The sequence below is a fragment of the Rhodococcus sp. UFZ-B548 genome (genome assembly GCF_903819475.1).
Taxonomy (GTDB): domain Bacteria; phylum Actinomycetota; class Actinomycetes; order Mycobacteriales; family Mycobacteriaceae; genus Rhodococcus_F; species Rhodococcus_F erythropolis.
Genome location: NZ_CAIJDS010000025.1, coordinates 53084 through 68741 on the forward strand (window position 1 = coordinate 53084; position 15658 = coordinate 68741).

Consider the following 15658-nt stretch of genomic DNA (forward strand, 5'->3'; position numbering starts at 1 on the left):
ACAGCATGCGAGACCGCCGATGCTGTCATTCCTGTCCACGGCCATGTCCGTGACGCACAGGGGCCCAGTGCTCAAGCAGCACAGTATTCGTAGTCTATTCGGATCTGCCATCGCCTCGAAGCGGTTGCGCCACAAGTCGATGTCGCATCCGGAGAAGAGGCCGGGTTCAGTCTGCGCATAGGTCTGTCTGCGAACCTCGCGTAAGCCGTGAATACTTCGGATCGCGCCCAGGCCCGCCCGCAGCATCAATGAATGGTGCCAGAATTGATATCAATTTGTTTGCATTCGACTTTCGCAACCCCACAATGTCCGATTTCTGTCTCATTTTCAGGCGATGGCGGCATCAGACACGCCGGCAAGCTGCTCTCTAGTGCAACAAGTCAAGTCGACAGTGGTCAGAGCATGTTCCAGTCGATGCTGGCCCGGGTGAGACCCTCGATCCATTTCACGATGGGGTCGCTTTTGCCCTGTGGCCAGTAGGGATGCCGTTCGCCGCTTGTCCGCCATCCGAGTTCGGTGAGGAACAGATTGCATGTGTGCTGTCTGGAAGCGACCCGCCGCCAGTGCGGTGAGACCAGCAATGCGGCGGTGTTGACGACGTTGGGGTAGCTCGCCGCCAAATATTCGCAGTCGTCGAGGGCGATGAACCGCCTCGCATTCGGCTGGAGGATGCCGAGTCTTTCCTTGACGCCGCTGCACGCGGGAAATGAGACGAGGTTGTTCCACACTCCGCGAGCGACGTCGAAGGCGTATTGGGTCGGTTGCGGTCCGCGTCGTTGCGCCAAGCGCCGATGTCTGGAATGAGCGGCCAGGACTGCTGGTGTGTCGCTGACATCGAGCACGCGGCCGCGATCGAATTGCCCACCGCTGAACCAGATCTGGTGCATCGGGCAGGCATGGACGTACGACGGGTAGTAGCGGGTCACTGGGCCACCTCGGTGACGGTTCGTGCAGGCAGGGCAGGCCGGTCGCGGCCAGTCCGCGAAGCGGGCAGAGTCGGTGTGCCAGTTCGACAACTGAGGAAGCGTGCGTGTGAGCTGCTCGCGTGAATAACCGGTGATGGCGACGAGCCTGGCGAGGTTACCGAGCCGGATGCGTAATCCCAGCCGCGTGGGGTCGAGCCCGAGGTGACGCTTCAGTGCGTCGTTGCTGATGTGGTTGACGACGGCGAGTCTGCGTAGGTAGGACTCGATCGTCTCGTTCATCGAGGGCGGGATGGGAATGGGCAGCGGGCGCGCTTGCCCGCTCAGGCGCCGCCGAGAGGTCATGCAACGCCACTTCGCTTGGCCGAACCCTTGCCGGGAGCCAACTCCGGCTGAATGTTGGCGGCGCGGTCGAGTCGCTGGGCGTCGAGATGAGCTTTGGTGACCTTCTCGCTGCCATCGAGGATTGCGTCGATGGCAGCTCCCCGGATGAGGTGGGACAGGCTCCCGAGCATGCCGTTGGTGCGCTGGTAGAGATATTGGCCCTGACGGGCGAGGGTGCCGGGTTTGTGCCGATGCAGGCGGAGCGCTTGCTCGAGTGTGACGATGAGAGCGCGCCAGTGTTCGCGCTGCGCGGTGCTGCCGTAGGCGAACGGGTGGGTGGAAATAGTGGCGAAGCGGCCGGCGATCTGGCGGCCGCGGATGCCGGAAAACAAGCCTGCATGTTCGACGTCGATTCCGGCGTAGACGAATGTCGCCGGGATGCGCTCGGAGAAGTATTTCAGTTGATCGGAGACCTCTGCACCCGCTCGGGTGGTCAGCGAAATGTTGTGGATCTCATCGACGAGGACCAGATCGCAGCCGACGTCGCAGAGGACCGCGCAGACGGAATTAGTGATGTCGGTGAGATTGGCGCGGCCCGTGACCGGGAGACCGAGGAACCGCGCGAATTCGACCGCGACCATGCGCGCAGTCGCAGCCGGGGGCAAGGTGATGTAGACGACCGGAATCCGTGTCCCCCGAACCGGATTGCGCAAACGCGTTCGAAGCTCATGGGCCAGCCCCAACTGGGTCAACGCGGTGGTCTTGCCCGTACCCGCGCCGCCGGTGACGATCAGCCCGCGCCGAGCCGATATCTGGCGGCGATTGAGAATCAACAGCCGCCGAACGGTTTTCGTGATGTCCTGGATGGCAGGGGTGTTCACCACGATCAGTTCGGAGTGGTAGTCCAGCCGGGTGTCGTCGTAGTCGGCGCGTTCGGACGGTGCCAGCTCGCACCAATCTCCGCGCAGCTCAGGCGCAGAGCGGTCACGGCCAACCCAGCGATTCCAGCCCTCCTTGGTGGTCAGTGGGGCGTCCGGTGGCGGGTCGAATTCACTCATGCTGGTCACAGCCACCTCTCGGCCTCCGCGGCGGCATCGAAGACACCGAACGGGATCACAGTGCCCAGCTCGCCTTCATCACCGCCGCTGTCCTCGTCGAAGTCGTCACCACCGTCGAGCACACGCAGATCGACCGGCACGACAGTGGCTCGCTCAGGTGCCGCAGCCCGGGTACGTGCCGCCACCTTGCGATCAGCCTTGGTCCTGGCCGCCGACTGCGTATCCGGGCCCGCGGACGCGCGATCCAGCAGATCCGCCAGCGCCCGCGCGGTCGCGGTCTCCACCGGTTCAGCTGTCGGCCCGGCGTCGGCGACGATCTGGCGGGCGTGACGCCAGGTAAAGTCCGCGAACGGAGCCGACACCATCGGCAGATGCGTCCAGGTCGCTCGGATCCAACCACCTTCGTAGTGGTTACGAACGAACACCTGCGACAGGTCGTACGGGTCGTAGCGGACTTCCCAAGCCCCGTTGTGCGCGGTGACACCGGAATGCTGGCGGCGATAGGGATTGAACCCGCGATCGTCGTACGTGCGCCGGTCGAGGCGCACCCCGTAATCGTTGATGGCGCGCCATTGCGAAGGCAGCAGTTCGATGTAGTCCTCACCGCTGAGCATCAACGGCAGATAGCCTGCGGCGCTGACCAGCACCGCGTACATCTCGTTCGGTGACACCGCCTGACCGCTGTCGGGACTGCGCAGCCCGTCGTGTGGACGGCGCTGCCAGTGAATCACCCACTCGTCGAACAGATCCTGCAGTTGCGCCAACGACCACGCAGCTTCGTCCTCGACATGCGCGCCGCGGCGGCCGACATCGCGGCCGACGTAACCGGCGACATACTGGCAGAACAGGGTGTTGATCGAGGAAAATGTCCGCTCGATCACGCTGTTGTCGGTCGGCGTGCGCGGATGGGACGGCTGAACCGACATGCCCAGCGTCTGACATGACCGCAGGAACGTTTCGGACAGGTAGACCTTTCCGCGGTCGCAGCCGATCGTCTCCGGGACGATTACCGGTTTCGCCGCAGCCTGCTCCATACGGATGTCGATGTCGGCCAGACTGCGATACGGCAACCGCGACACCGACATCCGCAACGTCTCTGCCCAACCCGGGCGCATCGGCTCAGGTACCAGCATCCGCGCCAGCAGCATGGATGCATCCACAGCCTTGGTACCGACCGGGCGGAGCACTCCCGCCGCGATCGTGCGCGTTGCGACATCGACCGCTGCGGTCAACTCGACTCGTCGGGCGCTCCCGTCGTCGAAGACTGCCAACACGTCCAAGGGTGTCGTGTCGATCTGAACGTGTTGTCCCGGCCGCGACGCCCATGTCGCGGTGAAGGGGCCGGTCGGCCGATTCGCCGCGGATCGCCGCGTCTTCGCCGAACCGAACGTGTGCTGTCCCGTCGACAGCGCTGTCACCAACCGGTTGAATGTCGCCTTCGACGGCATCGCGACCGCCCCGTCACCGTGCCGTTGCACCAGAAGCATTTCTACCTGCCGGCGCAGTCGATCCCGGGTTCCGGTGGACCGTTTCGTTTCCCCGTCCAACGCATCCAGGACCGCTGCCACCACGCGCTCGTCAGTGCGCCGATAGGTCGACGACGGCCGTGTCACCCTGCCGTCGACCAGCCCGCGCACGCCGCCGGAACGATAGCGGCTGCGCATCCGCTGAACCGTGATCGCGCTGGTCGGGAACCCCGCTGCAGTCAATTCGGCGGCCTTGGCTGCCTCGCGCTGGCGAATGGTGGTCCGCGCCGGGTCGTACTCGGGTCGAGGAGTGGCTCCTGGATCCGCTCCGGGCGGCAACCCGGTTTGGACCTCGACGACGTGTCGTTCCCAGTCACGAGCTCGCTCGGTGGCATTAGCAGGAACGTCGGCGAGGCTCTGCCCAGCCAGTCCACCCGACCCGAACCCGGCGTCGGACTGGCCGAGGATTGCGAACCCCGGCGAGTCCACCAGATGCGACACCAGAACCACCGACGCGGTCCCATCTGCCGCTTCCAACCTCACCCGTACACCGGACAGTGCCACCACCAGATGCTCGTCGTCGTCGAAAAATATGCGGTCTCCGACCTTCAGCAGCTTCGTCATCTCGCCGCCGCCACCGATACAATCGACATCGACTCCAACCGCTGTGACAGATCCACCATCAGCTCCTTCGACCACAACAGGTGATGCAGAACCGGCAATACGGCCACCGGATCGCCTGCCGAACGCGCGCCGCCGATCAGCGGCTGAGGTTTTGCGAACGCCGCCACCAATGTCGCCGCTGTCGATTCCACGCGGTGACGAGGATGTCGATACCCGGCCAGCCACTGCACGTTCGCCAACCAGACCCGATCGTGCTCGCTCACTCGCCGATAAACCCAGCCCATCGACGCGCATGCCCGCGCGGTCGCAGCGAACGCGACCTCATCCCGTAGCTTGATCCGTGCCGCAGGTCGACAATCGGTCACTACCCCGGTGCCGTCGGCGCGGCGGGCGAAGAAATCCGGTGCATGTGATCGACTCCTTTGCCCATCGCGCCAGAACAGCCAGAACGGTTGCGCCGCGATCCCCACGACGTCGGGATCGAAGTCCAGCGCCAGTGCCTCGTCGCGCTCCAACCACGACTCATACTCCACATGCGCCGACACCGTCGCCGACCAGTACAAGCCAGGATTGTGCCGCTGTCCCTGATATGACGGAATCGATCGGATCGGCGGAACCCGTTCGAACCGCACCGCCACCGCGTCCGCCAGCGAACACCGAACCTGTGCCCCGTCCGAGCCGACGAAGCCGATTTCGAATGCGTCCTCAACAGCGTGCAGTCCGACCGACAATTCCGCGCTCCCGTCCGTCCGCAACCAACCTGATGTGGGCAGCGCTCATGACACATTGGCATCAGATGCACTGAGTCCGCATCACATTGGCGTACTAAAAGATCAGATTCACTGAGTTCGCATCAGATGCAATGAGCCAGGACAAATAGCGAAATGACACCGTCACCCCTTGACACGTGGGTTACGCTCCGAACAGCGCAACGAAGTGAGCATGGATCGGAGCGACCCCCCCGCGTAGGGGATAAATTCTCTCCCCGGCAACTACACCGATTCGCGCTGCTCAGCAGGTTGCGGGGCTCCGGAACGAGGATCCGAGCCGTCCATCTATCCCACGCCTCAGCCAACAGACAATCTGAAAAGAACCTTCTCCCGTGGGCGTCCCAAGCCCGTCCCCTTAGCCAATCAACGGCCACGCACCTGTTGTTCAACAGCCTGCGATGTGTCCGGTCGCGAGCTGTTTCGCGCGAGTCTCACCCACACAAGTTCGAGCAGATTCCCGCATCGCAAGTTTCGGCACACAAGTTGGGGAACGTCCTCGCCGGTCCTGCAGATGCCTTTCGACCCTGACCCAGGCGACGGGTCGCGCCTAGGGGTCCCGGGCAATGGCTTCAGTTCAGGTCCGCTTGCGGCTCGCGATCTCGTCGGAGAGCCGCTGCACATGGGCGGCGCCCGCGTCCCTGGCAAGGGCGACGTAGTGGTCCATGACGGCCGGCCGGTAGCGCACGGGCAACGTCTGTCCCGGGGCGAGTCGTGTCAGCTCGGTGATCGTGAGGTCTTCGTCTGCGATACCGCGAAACAAGATGCCGTCGGAGGTCTCCACGTCGAACATCAGGACCACGCGTGGATTGCTGTTGACCTCCCGCCAGTCGACGAGAACGCCGAGCGCAAGCACCCCCGTCCGCAGTTCCGCATTGCGCTTGCGTGCATCACTGCTCATGAGCGGGTTCGGGGCGACGCCCGGAAAGTCGGGCCCGACGCCGAGCGATTCCCGACTCAGGTCAGGCCTGAGCTTCGACATCACATCGTCGAGCGTCATCTTCGAATCGTTGCGCTTCTTCTTCCAACCGAACATCCTGACCCCTCCCTCACAGCGGCGCCGGAATCTCGGCCTGGAGCTTCGCGCTCGGTGCGATCGTAACGGCCGGCATTGCCCGAATCAGACAGATGACCGACGCAAAAACATGCCGATGCCGACTCGTTGGATCCAGCGCGGCGATCTGCGGTGGTCTCCGGGTGGCGGGGTTCGACGCTGATGTTCGGATCCGAGCACTGGCCGTTATTGCCAACGATCATTCGAGCTGGTCAACGTACATTGCTGGCGAGATCCTGCAATCCGAAAGTCGTCATGAGCCCGACCTCGCGGAGATCGCGTGGTCGAGCTGTGGCAACAACACCGGGGCGAACAGATCGAGCAGTTATTTCCTCTCCGGATCGCAGCCAGAGCGTTAGTGCGGGAGGGGAGCCAGCATTACCCGCGCGGATTTGAAGCGATGCAGCAGCTGCGCCGTCAGTTTGAGATGTCGGGGCCTAGTGTCCTGCGCCGGTAGTAAGTTTCCGATATGGCTCTCGGAAACGGGTTGGTCGCTCGCATCGAGCGGACCGTGGACTTCTACGGTCCCGGTCGTCCGATTCCGGCAGACGAGCTTCACGCGCGATTGCATGCACTCGACATCGTCCCGGACAAAGACTTCACCGAGTTCGTGGGACGTTGGGGCGGATGCTTCGTGGGCGTGTCAGTGCACGCATGGGACAACGCCGAACTTATCGGTCGTGAGACATGCATCGAGCTGACCATTGGGGCACGTGACGCATACGGCGCCCTCATCGACGGGGTGGTGTTCGCTGACGACGGGTCGGGGAATCCGATCTGGATCGCTGCGGACGGAAGCGTGTGCTTGGTCGACCATGACAACGGGAACACAGTTGTTCGACTGGCGGCCAGTTTCCGCACGCTGTTGGAGGAGAACGTCGACGACTGACTCACGAAGGCATCCGCGCGATGCCGGCTGCCTCTTGTCGCCCTCGCGGGCTGCATGTCCGCGGTGGTCGCCCCAACGACCGGACCTGTCACCGAGATGATCGAAGGCGTTGCGGGCGTCGTGGCTGGGGCCGGCCTACGGATACACGCATGTCGCCCCCTCGACGGGGCACTAGTTCATCGGACGGCTACTGCGCTTACACGCCAGACGCCGATTTTGACGGCACTCATGTAGACGGCGAAGGTGTTTTTGCTCAGTTCTTTTCCATCAGGTCCGGTGGCAGTTTGTGTCACTGCGAGCACACGGGAAACTTTGGCTGGTTGATCAGCAGGGTGTTCGTCGCCGGCAATGCTCGCTGTGGCAATGACGATCGCGTGGTCGTCTGCCCAGTTCTGCCATTGCTTACCGGTGATCGGTGCAAGCGCAATGAATGAGTCGGCATTCGCGGCGTAGTACCTCTCGTCGAGGAGTGGCGCCGCCCGTTGAGCTGCCGCGGATTGGTTTACGTCCTTGCCTGGGGCGTAAGAGAGCATGGTGCGAGCGGCGGCGAGCATGACCGATTCTGCATCGTTCTCGTTGGCTCCGGCCAGTGTGTCGGGGAGCGCTGGAGGCGGAGTGGTGGTCAGGGCTGGAGGGGCGGTCGGCGGCGACGGAACTGTCGTCGGCGCCGAGCCGGATTGGCTACTTTCAGCGAGGACGTCTGTCGATGGGAGTGGCGGTACCGTCCACGAGCTGTCGGATTCGGCGCTCGTTTCCACCGGATGATCTTCGGGTTCGTCGCTTCCTCCGCACGCTGTCAGTACCAACGCGGCAGATGTGAGAGCAGCAAGAGCAATCGAGCGTTTGCGAGTAATCATTATGAAGGTTCCTATCCGAATCGTTTGACGTACATCTCTTCGCCGGCCCAGCCGGAGAGCGGCATGATCGAGACGCTTTTCCCCGATTCCGGGGCGTTGAGCAACATGTCCTGTCCGTTTTCGGTGCCGTAGAAAATGCCGACGTGATGGGTGTCGCCGCCTGCGCCGAAGTAGATCAGGTCACCTGGGCGCTTCTGGTCGAACGGAATGTCTTGGCCGCGGGAGTCGTACAGCTGGCCGGGGTTGGAGTGACTTCCGGTGAAGTGAGGGAGCAAAATTTGGCCACCGGAGGCTTGGTAAACCGCGTACAACGTCAAGCCTGAGCAGTCGAAGCCGACCTTGTTCAAATCGCCGTTCGCATCTCCTGCCCCGCCACCATCACTGATGCCTTTCGTTGGACCGTTCTGATCTCCGCCTCCCCACGCGTACGTTGTTCCGATCCATTGGGAGGCCGCAGCGATCACGTTCGCTCCGAACGGCCCACCCGGCTTGAACTGAGGTCCACCGGGGTTCGAGGTCCCAGGCGCGCAGGCGCCGCCGTCGATGATCGTTGTTGCGGCGCCACCCTTGACGATGTCTGCCAGCTCCTGCGGCGTCAGGTCTTTGCCTGAACCTTTGAACTGCGAAGCTAGTTGCCGAGCGAGCGTTTCGTCGTCGGCGTATGCCTCCGGGTGAGCCGATCCCTGCACGGTTTGGGCGGCGACGGTGACTGGCATGGATTGCCAGCCCGAAACTTTGAGCAACGCGTCAAAGAATTTGACGTTCGCCGTTACGGGGTTCATCAGCTCTTCCGCGGTGCCCCAGATGCCGACTTGTTGTTGGTATTGATTGACCGAGAGGTGGTCGCTTCCGACGCCGTCGTGGGGATATTGCAGCGACTCGGGCACGTTGGAGCTGGCGAGCATTCGGTAGGTCGATTCCTGGCTCATGGTGGCCAAGGCAACTACGATTCCTTGATCAGGAACGCCCATGGACTCGCCTATGGCGACAGCTTGTTTCGCCAGCGCCGTTTGGCTTGCGTTGAGACCACCCGTGCCGGCGGGGGTGGATTTCGCCACCAACTCTGCATCGGGCTGAGTTGGGGCGGAGGCTGCTGCAGGGGAGGCGGTTCCTTGTTGCTTGAGCCAGGGAACCGGGTCGACTCCACCGCCCATCGACCATTGTCCTGGGTAGATACCAAAGTGCAGGTGCGGGCCGCTGGATTGTCCTTCGCTGCCGACTTTGCCGATGAGTTGGCCTGCGGTGACCTTGTCGCCGGCTTTGACGAGCACTCCTGCTGCGGTCATGTGCCCGTAGAGAGATTCGACGGTCTGCCCGTCGATGGTGTGCCGGATGCGGATCCAGTGTCCGTAGCCCGAGGCCGGTCCAGCGACGACGACTTCACCGTCTCCTGCAGCGTAGAAGGGGGTATCCAGCGGGGCCGCGTAATCTTGTCCGTCATGCATTCCGCCTTCTCGCATGCCGAACGGCGAGCTGATCGTGTACGTACCTTCGGCCATCGGAACTGCCAGAGATCCGGGTTTCAGACCTACCAACGATCCGTCTGCACGAATGTCGGTACCGGTCGGCTGACCGCAGGTGGTGTCCTCACCGGTGAGGGACAAGATGACGAGAATCGGCGCCATCAGCACGACCATGCACACGATCGGCACGGAGATGAGGATCCACCACCACCACTTCTTCGACGAACTTTCCGAATCGGGGGATGGTGGTGCGGCGAGGAGCGTCATCAGCGAGGCCGCCGGGTCAGCGAGCTCGGCTGCGGGGTCCTCGCGTTACCCGCTCCTGCTTGAGCTGCCGCCGCCATCAGTCCGGCAGTTCTGGAGCCGGATCCGGTGGGAATGTTGACGGCGGGAACAACTGGAGCGGCGGGCGGACGTGCCGGCGCGGCGGTTGGCTTCGGCGCCTTCGGGGCGCGGGTGGGAGTGGTGGGCAACAGCAGCGGCGCACCGGAATCGGTGGTGAATTCGCGGAAGGCCCGACCGTCTGGTGCAACGGTTTTCGATGCTGAACTGCGAACTTGTCCACGCTCCGGAGCAAGACCCGACGGCGCCGTGCCAATCGACTTCTTGATGCCCGGTTTGTCTGCGACAGCCGATTTCGAAAGTCGACTGCGCACCGCGGCCGCCGCGCTATCCGCACCGGTTCCACGGCTCGGTGAGCTCGTAGAGGACCGTGAACCCGAGGACTGTGAACGGGCCATCGTGGCCGGGTCGGAGAGATTGTCGATCGACTTCTTGGCCTTCTTCGCTCCGGAGACTGCTTTCGTGCCCGCCCAGACTGCGGCAGCGACGCCTCCCGTTACCGCAGTCGACGTCGCTGTGCCAGCTACTGAGCCAACGGCCTTGGTCGATGTGGTCGCTTTCTTCGCGATCTTGCCTGCGCCCTGGACCGCGGCCTTGCCGCCACGGTAGATCTGCCGGCCCTGCGCAGCCATCAACGCGATATCTCGACCCGACGTAGGGGTAGATCTGGTGATGGATGTCGGTGCGGCATCGGGTCGCTTCGCCAAAATCGACGCCAGACTGTCCGACATCCGTTGCAGACCCTTGATCGCGCGACGGAAGAGGAGGAGTGCGACGATCAGGAAGATGTCGACGAAGAAGACGGTGCGGATGAGATTCGATTCGTCTGAAGCGAAAAGGTCTTGGACGACGAGCACGTATCCGACCAGGAAAACTATGGAAAACATCATCTGCAGCAGCGACATCGCGACGTTGGCGATCGTGCGCCAAAACTGTCCACGCATCGACGGTGCGATGGCAACGACGATGCCAGGGATGGATTTGATGGCGTTGCCGATCGAAACGCCTACAGCGAGAACCAACCTGCCCGCCAGGTAGATCGCGAAGAGCATCAGCAGAGTGCCGGCGAAGATCAAGAAGAGCAGACCCATCGCTTGACCAGGGCCAGGATTGTCGGCGTATTGCTTCATCGGACCGTCATCGCCATCACACGCCGCGATCGCGTCTTTGATGCGATCTTCAGGCTTGTCATCCGGATTGAGCAGATCCAGGGCCGCCCCCGCGCCGGGAAGAATGTCACCAACCTTCTCTTGCACCTTGTCCATGACCCCGGGCCCGTCCGGGGTCGCGGCGTAAGCCTCGTCGAATTCCTTGACGCACTTGCCGTTGTTGTCCGGCGCATCAAGCACGACCCCGAAGTTGATCAGCTGAGTGGGCTGGCGCAGGAAGGTATCTACGAGGGTCGATTTGATGGTGTCGATCTGCTGATCGGCGTTGCCGCTGGTATTTCCACCGTTCGCCAGTCCCGACGCGACTTCGAGTCCGGCATCGCGTGCAGCGAAGACCAGGCCGTCGTTACCGACGACCCGGTCGAGGGGGTTGGCGAGAAATCCGACGGCCGCGGCCGCGATGACACACGACATGAGCAGTTCGTAGATGCCCGTGGAGAAGCGCCCGCGTACGAACCACACGGCCACGCTGAATCCGGCGATGGTCAACATCAGTGGGGTGAGCGCGAATTGGTCGGTGATCGAGGTGACGGAGTCTGCGATGGTGCGGACCGGCGTGAGAATCATTTCGATCCAGTCGAAGGACAACGCGTAAGTGATGAACCAGATCGCCGTCGCCATCATGAATCGGAAGACCTCGTATTCGAGGGTGATGATGTACGCCCAGATCATTCTCCAGCCGCCGCCCATTGAGGCGTTGCCCTTGTCGATCGAGAGGAAGTAGCTCCAGGCGTCGATTCCGTGCGTGTCCTTGAGCGCCATCCATGCGAAGAACGGTGATGCACCTCCTCCTCCGCTGGGGTCCGCAGCCGCGGGCGTAGCGAAAATCAGCAAAAGTGCACCAAGAGCGTGCCATCCCGCGGCCACCCGAATGAGCAGGCGGCTCCACCAGCGTGACCACAGCCAGCGAGAGATCGGTTTGCTCACGTACATGATGACGACCAACCAGGATTCGGGAATCCACGCTTGGGCGATCCGGCTGGCGGAGTGCAGGAGCCAACGCAGTGAGTGTGTGACCGCGGCGCGGACGCTGAAGTACTCGCGGGCTTCGGGACTGCCCTCGACAGCGTCCTGGTCGAGGGGGTGCGCCGCGGTCGAGGTCATGCCTTCACCAGCTTCTTGTTGTCTTTCGGGGTAGTCAGCGCGGCTTCACGGCGCGATTCGGTGGCGGGGAGAAGAGTTTTGATGCGGCCGACGTTTCCGCTGCCGTCTCGCATGTAGCCCTCGCCTCGGCGGTGCGGCTCGACGTAGCCGTCTTTTCCCGTGACCGGCGCTGTCTGCTCCGTGAGCTCTTTGACTAGGTCTTGGTTCTCTGGGTCCAGGCCCAGCCACTCGATCGCGCGCTTGGCGAGGCCTTCGTCGGTGTGGCGATGAACAAATCGGGTTTTGATGAGGCCGCGAAGTTTCGGCGTCCCGAACGCGCAGTCCTGATCACCTAATCCCACTGCTGCAGAGGACTTTCGGCCTTGAAGTACGAAATCTTCGACGATGTCGATACCGTCGTCGGCGTTGAGAAGGTGATGAGCTTCGTCGACGAGGAACAGCGCCATCTGGTCGGCGTCGGCGAAGCACTGACCGCGGGCGATCTTCGCGATGAGTGTGTAGACGGCGTGACCGAATCGCTTCTCGAGCGGCAAATTGTCGTACAGGTGCTGCTTCTCTGTCTGCAGCTGGGTGGGGAGCTCCACGCGGTGGGTGCGGAAGATAATCGCCGGCGCGGTGATCGGCAATGCCGGAAGGTCTTTCGCGAAGAGCGCTGCGGCATAGGTCAACCGGGCGTAGACGTTCATCTCCTCGCCGAGGTCGTAGGCACCGTCGATCAGGCAGTCGGCGGAGAGGAGGTGCTCGGTGAGCTCGCCAAGCCCTGCGTAGGGGTGCTTCGCGCGATAGGACGGTTCGAGCACCTTGGCCAGCGCCTTGCCGTGCGTTGATGTCGGCTGGATTCGCAGCAACGCCAGCATCACCGATTGCGTCATCTCCGCCGCGATGTTGGGCGGGAAGATCCGCAGTGGGTCGGTGCTGTAATCGGGCTCGACCAGATCGACGATGACCGCATCCGTGACCGCCCGAGCCCAGTTGGCGTATTCACCGAGGTCACTTTGATCGATACCGATGACCTGGCCGCCGCAGTCGACGACGTGACCGGCAATCACCTTCATGGTGACGGACTTTCCGGATCCGAGCTCCCCGGTGACAGCCCACGAAGAGGACTGGTCGCGGAGGGACTTACCGAGTATGTCGTTGTGTACCGCACCGATCCGGGCTGCCGTGATGTTCAGTGCGAGCAGAGGTCCGGAACTGTCGCCCAGATCGTTGCGAGTGAACGGCATGTAGGCAGCAAAATGTGTCGAGGTGGTGATGTGCCCGAATTCGCGCACGATCTTCGACGAGGGAACGCCGGGAATCATCGCCCACCACAAGTCCTCTTGAAATCCGAGCGGCGCGACCAGCTTGTAGTCCTGATGTTCAAAGGACTTCTTCACTGTTTGGGCTTCAGCGAGGGCCTGCTCTTCGGTGGGCGCGCCTACGGCAAAAAGCGCTGTCCAGGCGACTTCGACCTCGTCACGGTTGGTTTCGAGAAGCGAGCTGTACTCGGTCAGTGCAGAGGCTGCGATATCGAGGGCGCCCTGTCCGCCTGCCAGCTCGCCTTCCCGCTGCTCGTACTGTTCTTTGAGGTTTTCCAGCGCACGCTTGTTCGCACGCATCACGTCAGCGCCTGCTGTCACCTTGAGTCGAGCAACGAAATCGACGTCGATGTCTCCGAAGTCATCCGCCAGGGAAAAGAATTCCGAGCCGGGAAAGAGGACACCACCGGAGGGCATATCCGCTAGCGCGAGAATCACCTGGTACGACGCCGGCCGATCATCGATGTCGTAGGGCTGGTCGACCTTGAGAACTCGACTGAATATGGGAACCTTCGGACGCCACCAAGTCGTGGGCGCATCGCGATCTGATTGCGCGCCTTCGTCGAGTCGTGCTGGGGCGAGCGCCGCTCCCGATTTCGGGGAAGGCGTGGACGCGGCGCCAGGCATGTCTCGATCGACATGGAGGCCGCGGGTCATGGAGTGCTGCCAGAGCCAAACCATCTGTGCTGGTGTTGCCGGTCGAGCTTCGAAGACTGCGGGGATATCGGCGACGATGAGATCCGCTTGGCGAATACGCGCCCGGACCTCGTCTTCGGGGACGGAGGTTCGAGGGAGTCCGATGAAGTCCGACAGCGACGTCCATGCCGCGTGCGTGGCGGCTTTTGCCTGTCCTGCGAGTCCGGTCGTTGTCAGGGGGATGCTCAGATAGAACACTCGTTGGCCGGGGCGATAGAGCTCGATGGAGTCGAGGGTCGCTTCGCATTCGATCGCCCAGTCTGCGTGGACGTCGAGATCAACCCCTTCGGTCATCCTCGCCACGACCGCTTCCGCACTCAGCGACGACGCGATGCCCATCAACATCGATTCGCCGGGCAGTGCGCGCACGAGCATCGTGTGCAGAGTCCGGGCGGTGCGCTTGTCGACGTTGGGTCGGTAGCCGTAGTCCATTCCGCTCAGTACGTAGTCGGCCCACACGACACCGGATTTCGTCCACCGGATATTTGCTGCCATCGACAGAGTTGGCTGTTCCATTGCGGCGGATCGCTTTCTACTCGGGGTTTCCGGCGTTGGCCAGTGCAAGGAGTTCCTTGACGCTTGATCGGCCGGGGCGCGGGGCGGGGTCGTTTGGTGAGAGGGTGGGCAGTTCATGAGGTCGCGACCGAGTGCCGACAGCGTTGTGTGCGACCGGTACAGATTCAGAAGGGGATTCGGGTTCCACAGCAGCGACGAGTTGGTCCTCGATGCGCGGATCGGCAGTGATGTAGCCGCCGGCGTGAACGAGGTGCGGTGCTCGGATATTCACGCGTTTGCCGTTGATCTTCAGCTTGGCCTCAGGCGGCGCGAAGACGGCCTTTTTGACCCCTTGAGCGACAGATGCTGGGCTTCGGCCGGCCAATCGGAGCTTGCCGACGACGAACACCGTGCCGCCGCAGCATGCGACGAAAAATCCGACGTTCCACGTGATGTTGTCGCCGAGCCACAACGGATGCAGGAGCCACAGGATTGCTCCGACAGCGGCGCCACTGACTGCTTGCGGGACTGTGTAGGGGCCGAAAGGGAGCTTCTTACCGTCGGGTGTGCGGCCGATCAGCTGAGGGATTTTCCGAGCTGTTGTGAAGTCTTTGATGACTTCGACGTTGTTGTCGTCGTTCATGCGGGCACCGACTCGCGTGAGGAGTTCTGTCGGTGTGCTCGTGTGGTCGCGTCCGTTGCCGCGGTGGTTACCTCGGACATCTGCAGTCCTCCTTGTCAGGGTCGGTGAAGGGCGATTCGAGTGGGCGCGCGGTCGCCGTTTACACCGGCAGATCCAGACTCGGGTCCGGCGCTTCTACGACCTGCACGACAGAGATGGCCAGGTCCTCTCCGGTTCGGTCCTTGAGGGAGTCCATGTTGAAGACAACCCAGAGCGCTGCAGCACCGATGAGGGCGGAGACGACCAGCCGGGCGATCGTGAAGGACTGCATCAAGTTCCGGAGAAGGAAGTACAGGACCAGGCAGCTGGCTGCAGATTGGAGGGCGACCTTTCCGTTGTTGGTCAGCTCTCCGATCTTTTCGAAGACACCGGCGGCGACGATCGCGGTGTTGGGGTCAGCGGCGGCTAGTGCGAGGGACATGATGGGTCACCTTTCGGTTCGAG

12 protein-coding genes are annotated in these 15658 nt (G+C 62.7%); 1 reads left to right on the forward strand and 11 read right to left on the reverse strand.

Going from position 1 to position 15658, the window contains the following annotated elements:
• Nucleotides 1-395 precede the first annotated feature (395 nt).
• From H7C86_RS21045 to H7C86_RS21065, 5 genes are all read right to left on the reverse strand, one after another.
• Nucleotides 396-1268: a TniQ family protein gene (locus H7C86_RS21045; protein ID WP_064074700.1), complete on the reverse strand. Its 873-nt coding sequence runs from the start codon at nucleotides 1266-1268 to the stop codon at nucleotides 396-398.
• The gene (locus H7C86_RS21050) at nucleotides 1265-2305 is read right to left on the reverse strand and encodes a TniB family NTP-binding protein (RefSeq protein ID WP_064233800.1); all 1041 of its coding nucleotides are present in this window, start codon (nucleotides 2303-2305) and stop codon (nucleotides 1265-1267) included. Before H7C86_RS21050 ends, H7C86_RS21045 begins: the two co-directional genes overlap by 4 nt.
• 5 nt (nucleotides 2306-2310) lie before the next feature.
• Nucleotides 2311-4395 (reverse strand): Mu transposase C-terminal domain-containing protein, encoded by a 2085-nt coding sequence (locus H7C86_RS21055; protein ID WP_064075566.1) that lies wholly within the window; start codon nucleotides 4393-4395, stop codon nucleotides 2311-2313.
• Complete coding sequence (locus tag H7C86_RS21060) at nucleotides 4392-5126, reverse strand: TnsA-like heteromeric transposase endonuclease subunit (RefSeq protein ID WP_182262169.1); 735 nt, start codon at nucleotides 5124-5126, stop codon at nucleotides 4392-4394. Before H7C86_RS21060 ends, H7C86_RS21055 begins: the two co-directional genes overlap by 4 nt.
• 613 nt (nucleotides 5127-5739) lie before the next feature.
• On the reverse strand, nucleotides 5740-6198 hold the full coding sequence (locus H7C86_RS21065; RefSeq protein ID WP_182262170.1) for a hypothetical protein: 459 nt from the start codon (nucleotides 6196-6198) through the stop codon (nucleotides 5740-5742).
• A 487-nt stretch (nucleotides 6199-6685) separates the two neighbouring features.
• Between H7C86_RS21065 and H7C86_RS21070 the strand changes: the two genes are divergently transcribed.
• On the forward strand, nucleotides 6686-7105 hold the full coding sequence (locus tag H7C86_RS21070; RefSeq protein WP_182262171.1) for an SMI1/KNR4 family protein: 420 nt from the start codon (nucleotides 6686-6688) through the stop codon (nucleotides 7103-7105).
• A gap of 176 nt (nucleotides 7106-7281) precedes the next feature.
• Here the strand turns inward: H7C86_RS21070 and H7C86_RS21075 are convergent, their stop codons facing one another.
• From H7C86_RS21075 to H7C86_RS21100, 6 genes are all read right to left on the reverse strand, one after another.
• On the reverse strand, nucleotides 7282-7962 hold the full coding sequence (locus H7C86_RS21075; RefSeq protein ID WP_182262172.1) for a hypothetical protein: 681 nt from the start codon (nucleotides 7960-7962) through the stop codon (nucleotides 7282-7284).
• A gap of 11 nt (nucleotides 7963-7973) precedes the next feature.
• Nucleotides 7974-9692: a peptidoglycan DD-metalloendopeptidase family protein gene (locus tag H7C86_RS21080; protein WP_182262173.1), complete on the reverse strand. Its 1719-nt coding sequence runs from the start codon at nucleotides 9690-9692 to the stop codon at nucleotides 7974-7976.
• The gene (locus H7C86_RS21085) at nucleotides 9692-12040 is read right to left on the reverse strand and encodes a hypothetical protein (RefSeq protein ID WP_182262174.1); all 2349 of its coding nucleotides are present in this window, start codon (nucleotides 12038-12040) and stop codon (nucleotides 9692-9694) included. The genes H7C86_RS21080 and H7C86_RS21085 overlap by 1 nt, the downstream gene beginning before the upstream one ends.
• A complete protein-coding gene (locus H7C86_RS21090; protein ID WP_256933097.1) occupies nucleotides 12037-14532 on the reverse strand; it encodes an ATP-binding protein in 2496 nt (831 codons plus the stop codon). The genes H7C86_RS21085 and H7C86_RS21090 overlap by 4 nt, the downstream gene beginning before the upstream one ends.
• 37 nt (nucleotides 14533-14569) lie before the next feature.
• Entirely contained in the window at nucleotides 14570-15175 is a 606-nt protein-coding gene (locus H7C86_RS21095; RefSeq protein WP_182262176.1) for a hypothetical protein, read from the reverse strand.
• 139 nt (nucleotides 15176-15314) lie between these two features.
• Entirely contained in the window at nucleotides 15315-15635 is a 321-nt protein-coding gene (locus H7C86_RS21100) for a hypothetical protein (RefSeq protein WP_011331713.1), read from the reverse strand.
• Nucleotides 15636-15658 lie beyond the last annotated feature (23 nt).